The organism is Pseudarthrobacter xylosi (assembly GCF_055412765.1).
In genome coordinates this window covers 621,774-638,611 of the sequence record NZ_JBVAYT010000002.1, presented here as the reverse complement: position 1 = coordinate 638,611, position 16,838 = coordinate 621,774, and the positions used below count along the sequence as shown (strand labels likewise).

The following is a 16,838-nucleotide window of genomic DNA, read 5'->3' as shown; positions in this document are numbered from 1 at the left end:
GGGCTCTTTTCGTTGCCACGATCAGCTGCGACGATCGGCAGCAGGATCGGCCTCAGCGCGTCAGTGGTCCATGGCCTTCTCCGCACCCACACCGGTCAGGGACCGTACTTCCATTTCCGCCTGCTTGGCGGTGTCTTCACGCTTCTTGTCCAGGACCGTACCGAGCCAGCCCAGCAGGAACGCCAGCGGGATGGACACAATGCCCGGGTTGCTCAGCGGGAACAGCGCGAAGTTGGCGTCCTTGATCATGGAGGTAGCCCCGCCGGAAACAACCGGCGAGAAGATGATCAGGATGATGGCCGAGCCCAGGCCGCCGTACATGCTCCAGACCGCGCCCTGAGTGGTGAAGCGCTTCCAGAACAGGGAGTAGACAATGGTGGGCAGATTGGCCGACGCCGCCACGGCGAAGGCCAGGGCCACCAGGAAGGCGACGTTCTGGCCGTTGGCGAAGATGCCGCCCAGGATGGCCATGACGCCGATGACCACCACCGTACGCCGCGCCACCTTGACCTCGGTGTCGGCGTCGGCCTTGCCCTTGGAGATGACGCTGGCGTAGATGTCGTGGGCGAAGGACGCTGCGGCTGTAATGGTCAGCCCCGCCACCACCGCAAGGATGGTGGCGAATGCAACTGCGGAGATGAAGCCCAGCAGCAGGGGCCCGCCGAGGTGGAAGGCGAGCAGCGGGGCCGCGGAATTAACGCCACCCGGAGCCGACTTGATGGTTTCGGCACCCACGAGGGCTGCGGCGCCGTAACCCAGTACCAGGGTGAACAGGTAGAACAGGCCGATCAGCCAGATGGACCACACCACGGACTTGCGGGCTTCCTTGGCGGTGGGCACGGTGTAGAAGCGCATCAGGACGTGCGGCAGGGCAGCGGTACCCAGGACCAGTGCCAGCCCAAGGGACATAAAGTCCAGTTTGGAGGTCCCGGTCTTGCCGTACTGCAGGCCGGGGTTCAGAACCGCCGGGTTGCCGGAAGTCTCCACGGCTGCACCGAGCAGGCTGGAGAGGTTGAAGCCGTAAATTGCCAGGACCCAGAAAGTCATCACGGCCGCGCCGGCGATCAGCAGAATTGCCTTGATGATCTGGACCCACGTGGTGCCCTTCATGCCGCCGATCAGCACGTACGTGATCATCAGGGCGCCGACGACGATGATCACCAGGGCCTGTCCGCCCCAGTCGCTGATACCAAGGAGCAGGGAGATGAGGCTGCCGGCTCCGGCCATCTGCGCGAGCAGGTAGAAGAAGCAGACGGCGAGGGTGGAGATGGCCGCCGCGATGCGGACCGGGCGCTGCTTGAGGCGGAAGGACAGGACATCGGCCATGGTGAACTTTCCCGTGTTCCGGAGGAGTTCGGCCACCAGCAGGAGCGCCACCAGCCAGGCCACCAGGAACCCGATGGAGTACATAAAGCCGTCATAGCCGTTGATGGCGATGGCACCGGTGATCCCCAGGAACGACGCGGCAGACAGGTAATCGCCGGCAATGGCCGTTCCGTTCTGGGAACCGGTGAACGATCGGCCGGCCGCGTAGTAGTCCGCGGCGGTCTTGTTGTTCCGGCTGGCCCGCAGCACAATCACCATGGTGACGGCGACAAACAGGCCGAAGATGCCCATGTTGAGCAGCGTGGTTTCTTTCAGGTCCGCAACGTCTACGGCCGTGGCAATCCCGATCATTTGGTCACTCCAGTCACGGGCTTGCCGTCCTTATCAAACTCATGGCCTTCGATTTCGTGGCGGATCTCGGCCGCGATGGGGTCCAGCTTCCGGTTGGAGTAGCTGACGTACCAGCCTGTGATGGCGAATGTGGAGACGAACTGCAGCAGGCCCAGGATCAGGCCGATGTTGATGTTGCCCCACACTTTGGTGGACATAAACTCGACGGCGTAGTCAGCCAGCAGGACATACGCGAAGTACCACAGCAGGAATGCCACGGCCATGGGGAACACAAAGCTGCGGTGACGTTTGCGCAGTTCCTGGAACCGCGCTGTCGACTGGACCTGTTCGAAGTCCACGGACGCGGCTGCGTCCGGACTGTGGGCATCGTTACCCATCGTTCCTCCTCATTGAGAGTTGATGGCCACACCGGCCGGGTCCTGCAGGCAGGATACGGACACTGTGACTGCAATCACTCTGCGCTGCGGTAGGCGTCCATTCCAGAGCCATGGCCGGAACGGTCGCTCAACGGTTACGATGCTGCGACTAACGGCACCCGGCGCTACGCTGGGCACCATGCCGGACTCCCCCCTCCTGACCGCCGCCGCCGTTGCGGTAATCACCCTGGCGATCGCCGTCGTCGTCGGCGCTGGCATCAAGCTGCTCCGGTCCTTCCGTGAGTTGGGCACCGACGCCGAGCGGGCCACGTACAAAACCCTCCACGCGGCATCGAGTGCCGGGCAGCACCTGCGTACGGGCCTCAATCCGGCAGGCGCCGCCAAAGCGAGCCGGCAGCTAAGGACCTTGCTGGGCTGTGATGCGCTGGCCATCACCGATACGGCCGGCGTGCTCGCCTGGGACGGTGCCGCCGAGGAACTGAAGCCCCTGTTGATGGACCTCGCCGCCGACGTCCTGCTCGGCGGCCGGACCGCGGTACTCCAGGCGCGGGACCTCGGTGCGGGCTTTGCCTCCGGAAACCTCGGGGCCGTCATCGCTCCGGTCCGGGCCGGGTCACGGGTGGTGGGCGTCGTGGCGGCGTTTGCCCCGTCGGCGGGCGCAGGCCTTGTCCGGGCCACCAGCGAAGTGGCGGACTGGGTGGCCGTCCAGGTGGAGCTCGCTGAGCTGGACGCGTCCCGGACGCTGCTGATGGAAGCCGAAGTGCGGGCTCTGCGTGCCCAGATCAGTCCGCATTTCATCTACAACTCACTGAACGCCATCGCCTCGTTCATCAACACGGATCCGGAGCGGGCGCGCGAACTCGTGGTTGAGTTCGCCGATTTCACGCGGTACTCGTTCCGGCGCCACGGAGACTTCACCACTCTGGCGGAGGAACTGCGCTGCATTGACCGGTACCTGCTGCTGGAGCGTGCCCGATTCGGTGAGCGCGTCCAGGTCAGCCTTCGGATTGCGCCCGAAGTCCTGAGCACCGTCATCCCGTTCCTGAGCCTGCAGCCGCTCGTGGAGAACGCCGTCAGGCACGGCCTGGAGGCCAAAGAAGGGGCGGGCCACATCACCATCACCGCCAACGATTCGGGCGCCTACGCGGAAGTGACAATCGAGGACGACGGCGTGGGGATGGACCCTGCCGAGCTCCAGTCGATGCTGGCCGGGCACCACGACGGCGACCACGTGGGGCTGCGCAACGTGGACGCCCGGCTCCGGCAGGTCTATGGGGACCAGCACGGCCTGGTGATCGAGACGGCGCCGGGCGAGGGCACGTTGATCACCATGCGCGTGCCCAAGTCCCAGCCCGGCCACGACGCCTGAACGACGCAGCCTGATCCCCTCCGACTGATCCCAACCGCCTGATCCCAACCGCCTGCGGCGGCTAATGTAGGACCATGATTAATGTCCTCGTCGCCGACGACGAGCTACCCGCCGTGGAGGAACTGGCCTACCTGCTGGGCAAGGACGACCGGATCGGGGTCATCCACCGGGCTACTTCCGGCGCCGAAGCATTGCGGGCCCTGAACACCGAAGCGATTGACGCCGTCTTCCTCGATATTCACATGCCCGCCGTGTCCGGCCTTGATGTGGCACGCGCCATCACGCGCAGCAGCAAACCTCCGGCAGTGGTGTTTGTGACCGCGGACGAGGACTGTGCCCTGGAAGCCTTCGAACTCGCCGCCGTGGACTACCTGCTCAAGCCTGTACGGGCGGAGCGGCTGTCCCGGTCGGTGGGCCGGATCAGCGAGTTGCTGCGCGACGGGGGCGGCGCCGCCCCTGAGATGATCACCGTTGACCAGGGCGGCACCACCAGGATGATCAGGCGCGACGACGTCACGTACGTCCAGGCGCAGGGCGACTACGCCCGGCTGCACACCGCGGATGCCAGCTACCTTATCCGCGTGCCACTGGCAGACCTTGAGCAGCAGTGGGCGGAAGCCGGGTTCATCCGGACGCACCGGTCCTACCTCGTGGCACTGAAGCATGTGCAGTCCATGAAGCTGGCGGCGGACAAGCCCAGCGTCTCGGTGGCCGGCGCCGGTCTTCCCATCAGCCGCCGCCATCTTCCCCTGGTCAGGGTAAAGCTGGAAGCCACCCGTATCCGGCCGCAGGCATGACCCGGGTCCGCGTTACCGCCCCGCGCTCTGCGCCCCGGCCCGCCGGGGAGTCCCGCGAGGCGGCCGAGGATTCAGACGTGGGACAGGTCTTCGTTCGCTCCCTGATCCGTTCCCAGTTACGGCTGGCCCTGGTGGTGGCCATCGGGTTCCTGCTGATCCTGTCTGCGTTCCCGTTGCTGCTGGCTGCCATCCCGGGCCTTGCCGAAACCCGGATTGCCGGTGTCCCGTTCGACTGGATCCTGCTGGGTGCCGGCATCTATCCCGTCATCGGCCTCAGCGCCTGGCTTTTCATCCGGTCCGCCGCACGGAACGAGGCCCGCTACCGCGACCTGGCCGGGGACAAGTGACGGCCTGATGAATCCCGCTGTGGGTGTGATAGCTCTTGTCATTGTTTCGCTGGCAACAGCCGCCATCGGGTTCTATGGGCTGCGGATTTCCCGGACCACCGGAGATTTCTATGTGGCCTCCCGGACGGTCAGGCCATGGTGGAACGCCTCGGCCATCGGCGGGGAGTACCTCTCCGCGGCGAGTTTCCTCGGCGTAGCCGGGCTGATCCTGCTTTCCGGTACCGACGCGCTGTGGTTTCCGGTGGGCTACACCGCCGGCTACCTGATGCTGTTGCTCTTCGTGGCCGCACCGCTGCGCCGGTCCGGCGCCTACACGATCCCGGACTTCACCGAGGCCAGGCTGGATTCGCGCGCAGTCCGCCGTGTGACCAGTGTGGTGGTGGTTGTGGTGGGCTGGCTCTACATCGTGCCGCAGCTCCATGGTGCGGCCCTGACCATCCGGATCGCCACGGGGCTGCCGGCCTGGGTGGGTTCCGCGGCCGTGGTGGTTGTGGTGTGCCTGACCGTTGTGGCCGGCGGCATGCGCTCCATTACCTTTGTGCAGGCCTTCCAGTTCTGGCTGAAGCTCACCGCCCTTGCCGTGCCCGTCCTGTTCATCGTGTTTACACTCGCCGGTGACGGGACAGCCGCCGTGGCCCCCGCCGTAGTGAATCCCACCGGGCTGGCCCCGGCCGGGCCCTACCAGAACATCTCGCTGCTGGTGGCGCTGCTGTTCGGCACGCTGGGGCTCCCCCACGTCCTGGTCCGCTTCTACACGAACCCGGACGGACATTCGGCCCGCCGGACCACCCTGATCGTGCTCGGGCTGCTCTCGGTGTTCTACCTGTTTCCCACCGCCTACGGGCTGATGGGGCGGATGTTCGCGCCCGAACTCGCCCGGTCAGGGCAGCCGGACGCCGTGGTTCTCCTGCTGCCGGGGCAGCTGATCGGTGGAACCGCCGGCGACCTGCTCTCCGCATTGGTGGTGGCCGGAGCGTTTGCCGCCTTCCTGTCCACCACCTCCGGCCTGGTGGTCTCCCTGGCGGGCGTGATCAGCCAGGACGTGCTGGGCGGCGGCGTGCGGGGATTCCGGCTCGCCGCCGTCGTCTCCGCCGTGGTTCCGCTGGGATTTGCCGTGACGACTGATTCCCTGGCGCTGGCCGGCAGCGTGGGCCTGGTGTTCGCGTTTACCGCCTCCACCGTATGCCCGGTGCTCCTGCTGGGCATCTGGTGGCGCGGGCTCACCGATGCCGGCGCCATCGCCGGCATGATGACCGGCGGCATCCTCTGCGGTGGCGCCATGGTGTGGGGAACCGTCCTGGGCGCCGCCGGCACGCCGTTCTGGCTGGCCCAGCCGGCGGCGTGGACGGTCCCCACCGCCTTCGCCGTGACAGTGCTTGTCTCCCGGGCGACAAAACATCGGATTCCGCGGACCATGGCGCGGGTCATGACCCGGCTTCACACGCCGGAGCGGCCGTTGGCCACCGAACGCTGATCCTGCCCGCACGTGCGGTCCGGGCTCTCGCGCCCGGCGGCTGGAGGGAGGACAATGACGGCATGTCCATGCAGGAGGGAAGCATCCCCAACGAGGCGGGCGGGGTCCCGTCGTCGGTCCGGGCGCAGTTGCTCGCCACCGAGCACTGGAGCCTGCTTGCATCCCGTAGCACCACACAAGGGGAAGTACTGACCCGCATCAGCATGTTCCTGATGTTCACTTCTGCCAGCCTGGTGAGCCTTGCGCTGGTGGGCCAGGCCACCAGGTTCACGGACATGTTCCTGGTCCTGGCCGGAGTGGTGCTCTTTGTGGACGTGGTCATCGGCTGCCTCACGCAGGTCCGGGTTTTCAACGTTGCGTACGAGGACCTGATGTATGTGCTCGCGATGAACCGACTGCGGGCGGCCTACGTTGACCTTGACCCAGGCATCGCCCGTTACTTCATGGCCTCCGTGCACGACGACATGGCAGGTTCCGTCCAGACGTACGACTTCCTGGGGAACCGCAACCCGCGGAGCCATGTGGCGGGAAGCAGCATGACCTTCATCAGCACAGCGAACTCGGCGCTCATCGCCATCATGGCAGGGCTGCTGACATCGTTATTCGGGACCGGCCTCGCTGCTGCGGCCGCCGTAGGGGCAGTGTTCGGACTGGCTTTTTTCACCGGTTCGTCCGTCTACGGCTACAGGACGTACATGGCAGTTTGGCGCCAATTCACGCCTGTGTGTCCCACACCCCGGGAAAGTCCCTAGAACCTGGTATGTGGACTGTGCCGGAACCTGTCAGTCGATGGCCGCCATGAGTTCAACCACCCGGTCCAGGAAGGCATCAACCTGGGTCTCTTCGTAGCCGTCCTTCCCGACGGCGGGACGGAAGACCACCCTGCGGACGTTGTCCACGCTGAGCGGCTTGTCCTCTTCGAGGTAGCCGATCAGGTCGTAGCAAAGGTTGTCCACGTCCAGGATGTTGTAACTGCGTGCCTTCTTTTTTGACGGGCGCCGGAAACGCTCGCCGTCAGGCCGGTGGAGGCGGCCGCGGAGGATTCCGCTGAGGCTGCCGATCTCCCGCAGCCAGGCATCCTCGCCCTTGGCAGCGATCAGTTCGTCGCGTTCGCGGCGCGCGAAGGCGTCTTCGAGCCGGTCCAGGGCTGCGTCAACGACTGCGGCAGCGTAGCCGCCCTTAACCGGATCAAAGGAGACGCCCCGAACATCGGCGCTGGTGACGGCGTGGATGGCGGCCTTCGGCGTTTCGAGTGCCACCTTGGCCCGCTGGAGGAACTGGTCCACCTGTTTGGCGTTGTACCCGAATTCGTTGCCCCGCACGCGCTCAAACGACGCGGGAATTTTGCGTTGAAAGTCCAATGCCACTGTTGTTCCTTTGTTGCTGTTCAGCTGGGTCAGGTTACGCACCAGTCTATTGGCGCTGCCGGCTCTCCGGCGGAGATGGGCCGTAAAGGTCGAGTCAGACGCCCGCAACCAGTGCGAACAACACAAATGCGACGGGACAGGCGAAGACGATGGAATCCAACCGGTCCATGACGCCCCCATGTCCGGGCAGGATGCTGCTCATGTCTTTGATCCCAAGTTCACGCTTGACCATTGACTCGGCCAGGTCTCCCGCGGTGGACGCTGCAACGACGCCCACAGCGAGGATCACACCCACCCACCAGGGTCTGTCCAGCAGGAAAATGCTGGCAAGAATTCCGATCAGCATCGCACCGGCAATGGACCCGGCGAAGCCCTCCCATGATTTTTTGGGGCTGATTTTCGGGGCCATGGGGTGTTTGCCCAGCGACGCGCCCACGAGGTAGCCGAACGTGTCGTTCGAAACCACCAGCAGGAGCATTACCACCACCTGCCAGGCCCCGGGCGGCACGGTTCCGCCAGGCCACAGACCCACGGGGGTGGCCACTCCGACGGCGTGTAGCGGCAAGGCTGCGAAACTGATGAAGAACGGCACCCAGCCCAACGTGAAAACACCGGCAAAGATGCTGTTCGCCGATCCGGCAGGGCTTTCCACTGAACGCCAGAGGAGAACCGCCACACAGCTCAGGAGCATGGCGAAAAGCAGGCTTTCCAGGCCGCCGAAATAGGCGGCGAACGGCATGCCGATGGTACCCACCATGACCGGGACAATGGGCATCCTGGTTCCGTTAGCCTCCAGGGCGCGGAAGATCTCCCAGACTCCGAAGACCGCGAACCCGGTGGTGACCGCCACGAATCCGAGCGGGAGGAACACGAGGCCGCCCAGCACGCCGATCAGCATGGCCAGGCCCACCACGATGGCGGCCGGAAGATTCCGGCCGGCCTTGGGTGTCGGATTACTCCGCAACTGTTTCCCCCTGGTGCGCGCCCTTTGGGTGGGGGCCTGCTCTGCCTGGCTCATCAGACTTCGAGCAGCTCTGCTTCCTTGCGCTTGAGCAGCTCGTCAATGCCGTCCACATGCGATTTGGTCAGGCCATCCAGTTCCTTTTCAGCGCGGCTGCCTTCGTCCTCGCCGGCTTCGCCGTCCTTGACCAGCTTGTCCAGCGTCTCTTTGGCCTTGCGCCGGATGTTGCGGATGGAGATCTTCGCGTCCTCGCCCTTGGTCTTGACGATCTTGACGTATTCCTTGCGGCGTTCCTGGGTCAGGTCCGGGATGGTGATCCTGATGACGTTGCCGTCGTTTGAGGGGTTGGCACCCACCTCGGAATCACTCAGGGCCCGCTCGATGTCGCGCAGCGCGGTCTTATCGAACGGCGTGATGAGAATGGTGCGCGCGTCCGGAATAGCGAAGGAAGCGAGCTGCTGCAGCGGGGTGGGCGAACCGTAGTAGTCCACCAGGACTTTGTTGTACAGGCCCGGGTTTGCCCGCCCGGTGCGGATCGAGGCGAAGTCTTCCTTGGCTACCTCTACTGCCTTGTCCATCTTCTCTTCGGCTTCGAGCAAGGTTTCTTCGATCACGGTCTCTCCTCAGAAATCAGTGCAGTCCGGATACCGGTTCCCTGCACAATCTTGGTTCAGTGTTCCTGGTTCCATTGATCCCGGCCGCGGGCATGGAACCGTGCTCAGATCATCCTAGCTGCAGCTACGGGGTCACCAGGGTACCGAGCTTTTCGCCCAGGATGGCGCGGGTGACGTTCCCTTCGCCTTCCATCCCGAAAACCACCATGGACAGGTTGTTGTCCTTGCACATGGTCATCGCCGTCTGGTCCATGACCCTGATGTCGCGGCGCAGGGCGTCGTCGTAGCTCAGGGTGTCCAGCTTCTCGGCAGTGGGGTCCTTCTTTGGATCCGCAGTGTAGACGGCGTCCACGCCGCTCTTGGCCATCAGGACAACGTCCGCGTGGACTTCCAGGGCCCGCTGGGCCGCCACGGTGTCCGTGGAGAAGTACGGCAGGCCGGCACCGGCACCGAAGATGACCACGCGGCCCTTTTCCATGTGGCGGATGGCCCGGCGCGGAATGTACGCCTCGGCGACCTGGCCCATGGTGATGGCGCTCTGCACGCGGGTTTCCACGCCGGCCTGCTCCAGGAAGTCCTGCAGCGCCAGGCAGTTCATGACGGTTCCGAGCATGCCCATGTAGTCCGCGCGCGAGCGGTCCATGCCGCTCTGGGACAGTTCCGCGCCGCGGAAGAAGTTACCGCCGCCGACGACGATTGCGACCTCGACGTCGGGGACCGCCGCGGCGATCTGCTTGGCGACATCGCGGACGGTGTCGGGATCAACGCCCAGCTTGCCGCCGCCGAAGACCTCGCCGGACAACTTCAGGAGGACGCGGCGCCTGCTTTTCTCTGGCTGGCTTGAAGAATTGACGGCTTCCATGGGTGCCTTCCCGTTGGTGAACTCTGAAAAAGGTTATCGTGCCGGGTGGCCAAAGGTCTCATCGGACGTTTAGCCGGTGCATGCAAAAGGGGCGGCCACCGAAGTGGCCACCCCTTTGCGGATTCGACTAGGAGCCGACGCGGAAACGTGCGAAGGACGTACCCTTGACGCCGGCCTCTTCGAGGACCTGCGCCACAGACTTCTTGGCGTCCTTGGCGAAAGCCTGGTCAACCAGGACTTCACCCTTGTAGAAGCCCGTTACGCGGCCTTCAACAATCTTGGTCATTGCAGCCTCGGGCTTGCCTTCAGCCTTGGCAGTCTCTTCGGCAATGCGACGCTCGGACTCGACCAGGTCGGACGGAACGTCTTCACGGGTCAGGTAGTTCGGGGACATCGCTGCGATGTGCACTGCAATGTCGTGTGCGGCGGTGGCAGCTGCTTCGCCTTCACCGTCAACAGCGAACAGGACGCCGACCTGGGCCGGGAGATCCTTGGACGTCTTGTGCAGGTAAGCGTCAACCGTGCCGCCTTCAATGCGGGACAGCTTGCGGACAACAACCTTCTCGCCGAGGATTGCGCCTTCTTCGACAACAACCTCGGACAGCGGCTTGCCGTCAACGTCGATGGCCAGGAGGGTGTCGAGATCGGCAGCGCCGGACTCCACAGCCACGGCCAGGACCTTGTCAGCCAGCTGGATGAACTTGTCAGCCTTGGCGACGAAGTCGGTCTCGCAGTTGACTTCGATCATAACGCCGACGCCGTTGCTGACCTTGGCGGCCACCAGGCCTTCAGCGGTGGAGCGGCCTTCGCGCTTCGTAGCGCCCTTGAGGCCCTTGATGCGGATGATCTCGATGGCCTTTTCGGCGTCACCGTTGGCTTCGTCAAGAGCCTTCTTGACATCCATCATGCCGGCGCCGGTGCGCTCGCGCAGAGCCTTGATATCGGCGGCAGTGTAGTTCGCCATGGGAACCCCTCTGTCTAGAAAATGTATGTGGTGTACGGACCGACAGGACAGCGGCTCACCTGGTGAGCCGCCATCCTGTCAGGTACTCCGGCGCTGCGGGCAGCGCGGAGAATCCGGATTTACTTGTTTTACTTGTCAGCGTCGGCGGCGGGAGCCTCGGCGGCTGCCGGAGCTTCCTCGGCAACCGGGGCCGCTTCTTCGGCTGCCGGAGCGGCAGCTTCTTCAGCAGCCGGAGCAGCCTCAGCAGCAGGAGCTTCTTCAGTCTTGCTGCCTTCGAGGAGTTCGCGCTCCCACTCAGCCAGCGGCTCTTCCGGAGCTTCCGTGGTGCCCGTAGCGCGGTTGTGGCGGGCGATGAGGCCCTCCGCAACGGCGTCGGCGACAACGCGGGTCAGCAGGTTGACGGAGCGGATGGCGTCGTCGTTGCCCGGGATCGGGAAGTCGACTTCGTCAGGATCGCAGTTGGTGTCCAGGATGGCCACAACCGGGATGTTCAGCTTCTTGGCTTCGTCAACGGCCAGGTGTTCCTTCTTGGTGTCCACGATCCAGAGCACGGACGGTGCCTTGGTCAGGTTGCGGATACCGCCGAGGTTGGTTTCCAGCTTGGTGAGTTCACGGCGAAGGAGCAGCAGTTCCTTCTTGGTGTACGCGGAACCGGCGACGTCGTCGAAGTCGATCTCTTCCAGTTCCTTCATGCGCTGGATGCGCTTGGAAACGGTCTGGAAGTTGGTCAGCATACCGCCGAGCCAGCGCTGGTTCACGTAGGGCTGTCCAACGCGGGTAGCCTGCTCAGCGATGGATTCCTGGGCCTGCTTCTTGGTGCCGACGAAGAGTACAGTGCCGCCGTGTGCAACGGTGGCCTTGACGAACTCGTAGGCGCGGTCGATGTAGGACAGCGACTGCTGAAGGTCAATGATGTAGATGCCATTGCGCTCCGTGAAGATGAATCGCTTCATCTTCGGGTTCCAACGGCGGGTCTGGTGTCCAAAGTGGACGCCGCTGTCAAGCAGCTGGCGCATAGTTACGACGGGCATGCCGGCGCTCCTTCCGGCAGGTCATTCATGAGAGAGCCTTTTCAGGCGCTCTTACCCTGCCAATAGTTGACGGTTATTTAGCGTGGCCCAAGGCGGGCCGTGCTCCTGGCATCCATTGTGACTCTTACCAGGACCGCGAGGCCCTGACCGCAAGAGACACAATCCTCCGCATACAAAGCCGGGGCTTCGGATTTGGAGGGCTGGATACGCGTAGTCAGTTGCTGCTCCCCCGCATTCCTGAATGAGGCGTGCCGACGCAAGCGTTGAGGGCACAGCAAACTGCTCCACCTAGTGTACTACAGGAGCCAATAACCTCTGGACTACCAGGGGACCTTCGGCGGGCGTTTTCCACATGGCCAAAGCGGGGACTCCCCATCAGGGATCCGGCACGTAAAGCTGGGGCTATGAAAGCATCACTTGTCCTCGCCGCCGTGCTTCTGCTTCCGGCAGCGGTGGCTCCAGCGGATACGGCGCCGCGGGCTTCCTGGGAGTGGCCACTGTCCCCCGGCCCCGCGGTGCTGCGCGCCTTTGACCCTCCGGACAAGCCGTGGATGAGCGGGCATCGGGGCGTGGACCTGGAGGCAACGCACGACGGCGTCCCGGTCACCTCGCCGGAGTCCGGCACCGTCAGTTTTGTGGGAGTGGTAGTGGACCGCCCCGTGATCACCATCGATCACGGGGGCGGTCTCCGCAGCAGTTTTGAGCCGGTCGAAAGCCCACTCACGGCCGGAACCGTGGTGGCGAAGGGCGAAACCGTGGGAACGCTGCAACCCGGGCACTGCGGCGCCCTTGCCTGCGTCCATTGGGGCGTCCGGCGCGGGGACGCCTACATCAATCCGCTGGAATTCGTCACGGACCTCCGCCCGTCCATCCTGTTGCCCCTGGGGCCGGACACCGGCTGACGGCTGACAGCTCTAGACGATGGCCGAGATCCCGGTGATGGCGCGGCCGGTTACGAGGGTATTGATCTCGTGGGTTCCCTCGTACGAGTAGATGGCTTCAGCGTCTGCAAAAATCTTGGCCATCTCGAAGTCCGTCACGATGCCGTTGCCGCCCAGGAGGCTGCGGCCGATCGCAACGCTCTCGCGCATCCGGGCGGTGGTGAAAGCCTTGGCCAGGGCGGACTGCTCATCCTTGGCCTGGCCGGCATCCTCCAGCTGGGAAAGCCGGACCATCATTCCCATCGAGCTGACGGCATTCCCGAGGATCTGCACCAGCTGGCTTTGGACGAGCTGGAACGACGCCAGCGGACGGCCGAACTGGTGGCGCTCCACGGCGTAGCGGCGGGCCACGTCGAAGGCTGCCAGTTGCTGGCCAACAGCCTGCCAGCCGACGGACAGCCGCGTGACCTTCAGGACCTTGTTGGTGTCGCGGAAGCTGTTGGCGCCTGCCAGCTTGAAGAAGTCCGGAACCACGACGTTCTCCAGGGTGATGTCTGCGTTCTGGACGGTCCGGAGGGAGATCTTGTTTTCGATCTTGGTGGCGCTGAAACCGGGCAGCGCCGTATCCACGAGGAAACCCTTGACCTGGTTGTCGGCGAGATCCCGGGCGTAGATAACCACCCAATCCGAGAAGGTGGCGTTGCCGATCCAGCGCTTGGCTCCGTTGAGGATCCAGGTGTCGCCGTCGCGCCGTGCTGTGGTGCGCGTGCCGCCGGCTACATCGGAACCGCCCAAAGGTTCGGTGAGCCCGAACGCGCCGATCTTCTTCAGCGAATAGATGTCCGGGAGCCAGGCGTCCTGCTGTTCCTGCGAGGCAAGGGCTTCGATGGAGCCGGTGAACAGTCCGTCGTGCACGCCCATGAAGGTGGCGATGGAGGTATCGGCGCGCGTGGCCTCGGCGTGAACCAGGCCGGCGAACAGGTTGGAGTAGCCCTGGCGCCGGACCGGGCTCACCAGATCGATTTCGGCCAGCTTGGGAATGAGTTCCATCGGGAACTCGCCGCGGTTCCAGCAGTCCACGGCAATCGGCCGGACTTCGCGGGCCAGGAAACCCCGGATCTCGGCCAGCCGGTCCTGCTCCTTGGCGGTGAGAAGCTGCTCGAAGGCGAAGAAATCGCCGTCGGCGTACGGAAGGTTGTTGATGTCAACAGAGGCTTTGGACATTGGTTCCCTCACAAAGATCAGCAGCGCCGGCGGGCCCGCCATGGCAGGACAGGCCGGGACTCAGCGGCAGCGGTAAGTTACTGGTGAGTAACATACCGCAGATGGCAGGAAAACGAAAGAAACCGCGGCCGACGATCTTTCGTCGGCCGCGGTTCCACGATGGTTTGGTTCCTGCAGTGTCGTGCTTCGGTAGGGCTACTCGGACTTGAACCGAGGACCTTAGGATTATGAGTCCTTGGATAGTTCAGCGCCAGCACTAAGAAGTAGCAGGGATAACTATCCACCAGCTATCCATCAGCTAGAACGACAGGATGGCATCCAGCCTCGCCGCGCTCTCGTGCAGGTCATCGTCAAAGAGCCCCGCGTAGGTATCCAGCGTAAGGACGGCCGTAGCGTGGCCAGCTATCCGCTGCACCACTTTCACGTTTGAGCCTACGCGGATATGCAAACTGACGGCAGTGTGCCGCAGGTCATGCGGAGTCAGAACCGGGAAGCCCTTTAGATCAGCGCGTGCTGCCTTGACCAGCGGAGCGAACACGTCACGGCGGAAGTTCTCAGCGCGGAGTGTCAGCCCTCGCGGCGACGTAAACACGCGCTCGTCAGGCCTGCGGCCTTCCACCGCAACCTCTAGACGCTTGGCCAGCTTGGCAGGCAACGGCACAACCCGCGCCTTGCCACTCTTAGGCGCTTTCTCAACGCGGCCGCCTAGATCCTTGGGCACGTCCGAGATGGACGCCTCAACGCTCATGGACGGGTTGCTGCCTAGGGTGAGGTTTCCGACCCGGAGCGCTGCCAACTCACCGAACCGCAAGCCACAAAGGCCAGCCGTCAGAATCATGTCCTCATACGGACCCGCCTTTCCGGCGAAGGCGGCTAGCTGCTCCAGTGACAGGTAGACGTGATCCGTCCGCTTCTCCACCCGGGGCATGTAGTCGATGGAACCATCGCGGAGCTTGGCGGGATTGGCTGGCAACAGGTTCAGCCGCACCGCATAGCCGAGTAGCTGGGAAAACATCTTGGCCACCTGGCGCTTAGTGCTGGCCCCTGCGGGGCCGTCGTCAGACTCGAGGCCGTTGATCCAGTCAGAGACGTTCACATAGCGAATGCTGGCCAGCGGAGTGTGGCCCCAGCGTGGCTCCACGTACTTTGCGTACTGCGCACGGTGCTTAGCATGCGTGGCCGGCGCCCAGGGCTTGCCGCGAGCGCTGACACTGAGCTTGAACGTCACGAACTGCTTATTGAGCTGGTCAACGGTCATTACCTTAGCTCGCGACATATCAACATGCGTGCCGCTGGAAACGGCGAGCGTCTGCTCCCGGTAGTGAGCTTCAGCCTCCTTCTTGGTCCGGAACCTCGGCTGCCGCCGAGCCCCGGAGGTGTCGCGGAAGTCAGCAACCCACGGCTTGACGGTGGGCTTGTCGGGGAATCGTTCGCGTGCGTCGTAGACGGCCATGGACGCTATCCTACGGGGCGAATATCCAAAAGGCCTGCCGTCATTGCCAGTTTCCGGCCGTTTGATGCGTCTAGTAAGACCGATACGCGTTTGCAGCCCATTTCACAATAAAATGCTCTTATCACGCTTTGCGTTCCCTAGGATGCCTAAGCGTGCATTCCCTTCCTAATCACCTGGAGTTATTTTGACGCTCGACATCACCCCACCGCGCAGTAGACACAACGCATTCCGCCGTTGTGCTACACCGCAAGGCCCTATGGCCCTGCATGCGCACTGGGAGTCCGATGAACGAGGAACTGCTCGAACCTGAGTACCTGAACCGCAAGCAGGTTGCTGTCCTGCTTGGCGTATCTGAGAAGTGGCTTGCCCAAACCGGCAAGGAATCAGGCCCGCCCCGCTTCCGCTTCGGCGGAATGATCCGCTATCACGTGGCCGACGTCAGGAACTGGGCGAAACAGCAGCGGGTGGCCGCATGACCGGCCCGGTCAGGGAACGCTCTGTACAAGCAGAGACGGCGCCGGCTGCAGCTCTGGAGGGCGTACGTCAGGCAGCGGCGCGGCGGGAATTGCCATACTTCCGCAAGGACACCTACCTGTCAGCGATAGCCGCTGCTCCCCTGCTGGATTCCGAGAAGCGCACGATGGCGGCGCTGCTGGAGACAGTGAACCCCGACGGCTTCACCACAGTGGACCGCGATACAGTGGCCGTCGATACGGGGCAGACCGTCAAGACGGTCACGCGGCACTGGCAGCAAGGCAGGGCTGCCGCCCTGCTGGCCAGTAAGGCCCGGTTCAACAACTCGAGCGTGCACCTAGCGACTGTGCCGGGTTCGGGCGCTGCGTTCCCTCAGGGCTGGGCAGTTGCCCCGCCGCTGCAAGGGCACTTCTGGACGGAAAGCGAGGTCGCATGGTGGGACTCTGACGCCTCCCTCGACGGCAAGAATGCGCCGTGGGGAAGCAATCATCCACCCTTCTAGCAAATGTCCTTCTATATAAGGGCTAGCTGCTGAACACGGCTCCGCCGGTTCAGCTCCAGAGGGGACGAACTAGGGAAGTTGCAGAACCACCCCTCCAACTACTTCACATGTCGCCAAGCAACAGGCGGCAGGCTCCGGCCCTTTAGGGGTCCGGCTTGCCGATAGTTGCCGGGCGAATATCTGACTCCATTGAATCGCTACACGTCAGGGCGTCGGCGCAAGCCGTAAGCCCCTTTGCCTCATTCGACGAGCCCGCCCTTATCCTCCGCCGCAAATATCCTTGGCTTCGGGGCTTCAACTTCGGCCACGCCAGCGCACTGGGCCACAGCCGTGTGGCGCCGCGCTCATTCCCAGACTTGAATCCCCTAACGGTTGGGGCTTACGTGCGTTGACGTATGATCGACCGGTGCAGGCAGAATCTAGGGAGGCCCTCGTAGCGCGGGGAGGAATCAATCGAGATGCTG

At 63.9% G+C, this 16,838-nt stretch carries 18 protein-coding genes; 8 read left to right on the top strand and 10 right to left on the bottom strand.

Going from position 1 to position 16,838, the window contains the following annotated elements:
- Nucleotides 1–60 precede the first annotated feature (60 nt).
- On the bottom strand, nt 61–1,677 hold the full coding sequence (locus ACZY1F_RS06950) for a monocarboxylic acid transporter (protein ID WP_463941024.1): 1,617 nt from the start codon (nt 1,675–1,677) through the stop codon (nt 61–63).
- The gene (locus ACZY1F_RS06945; RefSeq protein WP_463941023.1) at nt 1,674–2,054 is read right to left on the bottom strand and encodes a DUF485 domain-containing protein; all 381 of its coding nucleotides are present in this window, start codon (nt 2,052–2,054) and stop codon (nt 1,674–1,676) included. The genes ACZY1F_RS06950 and ACZY1F_RS06945 overlap by 4 nt, the downstream gene beginning before the upstream one ends.
- A gap of 178 nt (nt 2,055–2,232) precedes the next feature.
- Between ACZY1F_RS06945 and ACZY1F_RS06940 the strand changes: the two genes are divergently transcribed.
- From ACZY1F_RS06940 to ACZY1F_RS06920, 5 genes are all read left to right on the top strand, one after another.
- Nucleotides 2,233–3,423, top strand: coding sequence for a sensor histidine kinase (locus ACZY1F_RS06940; protein ID WP_463941022.1), 1,191 nt, complete (start codon nt 2,233–2,235; stop codon nt 3,421–3,423).
- A 74-nt stretch (nt 3,424–3,497) separates the two neighbouring features.
- Nucleotides 3,498–4,220 carry a LytR/AlgR family response regulator transcription factor gene (locus ACZY1F_RS06935; RefSeq protein WP_463941021.1) on the top strand — a complete coding sequence of 241 codons (723 nt, stop codon included), beginning with the start codon at nt 3,498–3,500 and terminating at the stop codon, nt 4,218–4,220.
- On the top strand, nt 4,217–4,567 hold the full coding sequence (locus tag ACZY1F_RS06930) for a DUF485 domain-containing protein (protein ID WP_463941020.1): 351 nt from the start codon (nt 4,217–4,219) through the stop codon (nt 4,565–4,567). Before ACZY1F_RS06935 ends, ACZY1F_RS06930 begins: the two co-directional genes overlap by 4 nt.
- Nucleotides 4,568–4,574: 7 nt before the next feature.
- Nucleotides 4,575–6,041 (top strand): sodium/solute symporter, encoded by a 1,467-nt coding sequence (locus ACZY1F_RS06925; protein WP_463941019.1) that lies wholly within the window; start codon nt 4,575–4,577, stop codon nt 6,039–6,041.
- 62 nt (nt 6,042–6,103) lie between these two features.
- Nucleotides 6,104–6,793, top strand: coding sequence for a hypothetical protein (locus tag ACZY1F_RS06920; RefSeq protein WP_463941018.1), 690 nt, complete (start codon nt 6,104–6,106; stop codon nt 6,791–6,793).
- Nucleotides 6,794–6,823: 30 nt separating this feature from the next.
- On the opposite strand, the gene ACZY1F_RS06915 is transcribed toward ACZY1F_RS06920, so the two are convergent.
- From ACZY1F_RS06915 to rpsB, 6 genes are all read right to left on the bottom strand, one after another.
- Nucleotides 6,824–7,408, bottom strand: a complete 585-nt coding sequence (locus ACZY1F_RS06915; protein ID WP_463941017.1) for a DivIVA domain-containing protein — start codon at nt 7,406–7,408, stop codon at nt 6,824–6,826.
- Between the two features lie 94 nt (nt 7,409–7,502).
- Nucleotides 7,503–8,426, bottom strand: a complete 924-nt coding sequence (locus ACZY1F_RS06910; RefSeq protein WP_463941016.1) for a phosphatidate cytidylyltransferase — start codon at nt 8,424–8,426, stop codon at nt 7,503–7,505.
- The gene (gene frr / locus ACZY1F_RS06905) at nt 8,426–8,983 is read right to left on the bottom strand and encodes a ribosome recycling factor (RefSeq protein WP_056348274.1); all 558 of its coding nucleotides are present in this window, start codon (nt 8,981–8,983) and stop codon (nt 8,426–8,428) included. Before frr ends, ACZY1F_RS06910 begins: the two co-directional genes overlap by 1 nt.
- 124 nt (nt 8,984–9,107) lie before the next feature.
- The gene (gene pyrH, locus ACZY1F_RS06900) at nt 9,108–9,845 is read right to left on the bottom strand and encodes a UMP kinase (protein ID WP_193340142.1); all 738 of its coding nucleotides are present in this window, start codon (nt 9,843–9,845) and stop codon (nt 9,108–9,110) included.
- 127 nt (nt 9,846–9,972) lie between these two features.
- Nucleotides 9,973–10,809 (bottom strand): translation elongation factor Ts, encoded by an 837-nt coding sequence (gene tsf, locus ACZY1F_RS06895; protein WP_463941015.1) that lies wholly within the window; start codon nt 10,807–10,809, stop codon nt 9,973–9,975.
- 128 nt (nt 10,810–10,937) lie between these two features.
- Nucleotides 10,938–11,840: a 30S ribosomal protein S2 gene (gene rpsB, locus ACZY1F_RS06890; protein WP_056348267.1), complete on the bottom strand. Its 903-nt coding sequence runs from the start codon at nt 11,838–11,840 to the stop codon at nt 10,938–10,940.
- A gap of 404 nt (nt 11,841–12,244) precedes the next feature.
- Between rpsB and ACZY1F_RS06885 the strand changes: the two genes are divergently transcribed.
- On the top strand, nt 12,245–12,742 hold the full coding sequence (locus ACZY1F_RS06885; protein WP_463941014.1) for a peptidoglycan DD-metalloendopeptidase family protein: 498 nt from the start codon (nt 12,245–12,247) through the stop codon (nt 12,740–12,742).
- 12 nt (nt 12,743–12,754) lie between these two features.
- Here the strand turns inward: ACZY1F_RS06885 and ACZY1F_RS06880 are convergent, their stop codons facing one another.
- Together ACZY1F_RS06880 and ACZY1F_RS06875 are read right to left on the bottom strand one after the other, a co-directional pair.
- A complete protein-coding gene (locus ACZY1F_RS06880; protein WP_463941013.1) occupies nt 12,755–13,945 on the bottom strand; it encodes an acyl-CoA dehydrogenase family protein in 1,191 nt (396 codons plus the stop codon).
- Between the two features lie 298 nt (nt 13,946–14,243).
- Nucleotides 14,244–15,398, bottom strand: coding sequence for a tyrosine-type recombinase/integrase (locus ACZY1F_RS06875; RefSeq protein ID WP_463941012.1), 1,155 nt, complete (start codon nt 15,396–15,398; stop codon nt 14,244–14,246).
- Nucleotides 15,399–15,682: 284 nt separating this feature from the next.
- Between ACZY1F_RS06875 and ACZY1F_RS06870 the strand changes: the two genes are divergently transcribed.
- Together ACZY1F_RS06870 and ACZY1F_RS06865 are read left to right on the top strand one after the other, a co-directional pair.
- Nucleotides 15,683–15,874, top strand: coding sequence for a helix-turn-helix transcriptional regulator (locus ACZY1F_RS06870; protein WP_463941011.1), 192 nt, complete (start codon nt 15,683–15,685; stop codon nt 15,872–15,874).
- The gene (locus ACZY1F_RS06865) at nt 15,871–16,374 is read left to right on the top strand and encodes a hypothetical protein (RefSeq protein WP_463941010.1); all 504 of its coding nucleotides are present in this window, start codon (nt 15,871–15,873) and stop codon (nt 16,372–16,374) included. The genes ACZY1F_RS06870 and ACZY1F_RS06865 overlap by 4 nt, the downstream gene beginning before the upstream one ends.
- Nucleotides 16,375–16,838: the final 464 nt, after the last annotated feature.

Bases quoted from the DNA above. Each gene is read 5' to 3' on its own strand.
- ACZY1F_RS06950 (WP_463941024.1), bottom strand. From the start codon at position 1,677: ATGATCGGGATTGCCACGGCCGTAGACGTTGCGGACCTGAAAGAAACC.
- ACZY1F_RS06945 (WP_463941023.1), bottom strand. From the start codon at position 2,054: ATGGGTAACGATGCCCACAGTCCGGACGCAGCCGCGTCCGTGGACTTC.
- ACZY1F_RS06940 (WP_463941022.1), top strand. From the start codon at position 2,233: ATGCCGGACTCCCCCCTCCTGACCGCCGCCGCCGTTGCGGTAATCACC.
- ACZY1F_RS06935 (WP_463941021.1), top strand. From the start codon at position 3,498: ATGATTAATGTCCTCGTCGCCGACGACGAGCTACCCGCCGTGGAGGAA.
- ACZY1F_RS06930 (WP_463941020.1), top strand. From the start codon at position 4,217: ATGACCCGGGTCCGCGTTACCGCCCCGCGCTCTGCGCCCCGGCCCGCC.
- ACZY1F_RS06925 (WP_463941019.1), top strand. From the start codon at position 4,575: ATGAATCCCGCTGTGGGTGTGATAGCTCTTGTCATTGTTTCGCTGGCA.
- ACZY1F_RS06920 (WP_463941018.1), top strand. From the start codon at position 6,104: ATGTCCATGCAGGAGGGAAGCATCCCCAACGAGGCGGGCGGGGTCCCG.
- ACZY1F_RS06910 (WP_463941016.1), bottom strand. From the start codon at position 8,426: ATGAGCCAGGCAGAGCAGGCCCCCACCCAAAGGGCGCGCACCAGGGGG.
- pyrH (WP_193340142.1), bottom strand. From the start codon at position 9,845: ATGGAAGCCGTCAATTCTTCAAGCCAGCCAGAGAAAAGCAGGCGCCGC.
- tsf (WP_463941015.1), bottom strand. From the start codon at position 10,809: ATGGCGAACTACACTGCCGCCGATATCAAGGCTCTGCGCGAGCGCACC.
- rpsB (WP_056348267.1), bottom strand. From the start codon at position 11,840: ATGCCCGTCGTAACTATGCGCCAGCTGCTTGACAGCGGCGTCCACTTT.
- ACZY1F_RS06885 (WP_463941014.1), top strand. From the start codon at position 12,245: ATGAAAGCATCACTTGTCCTCGCCGCCGTGCTTCTGCTTCCGGCAGCG.
- ACZY1F_RS06880 (WP_463941013.1), bottom strand. From the start codon at position 13,945: ATGTCCAAAGCCTCTGTTGACATCAACAACCTTCCGTACGCCGACGGC.
- ACZY1F_RS06875 (WP_463941012.1), bottom strand. From the start codon at position 15,398: ATGGCCGTCTACGACGCACGCGAACGATTCCCCGACAAGCCCACCGTC.
- ACZY1F_RS06870 (WP_463941011.1), top strand. From the start codon at position 15,683: ATGAACGAGGAACTGCTCGAACCTGAGTACCTGAACCGCAAGCAGGTT.
- ACZY1F_RS06865 (WP_463941010.1), top strand. From the start codon at position 15,871: ATGACCGGCCCGGTCAGGGAACGCTCTGTACAAGCAGAGACGGCGCCG.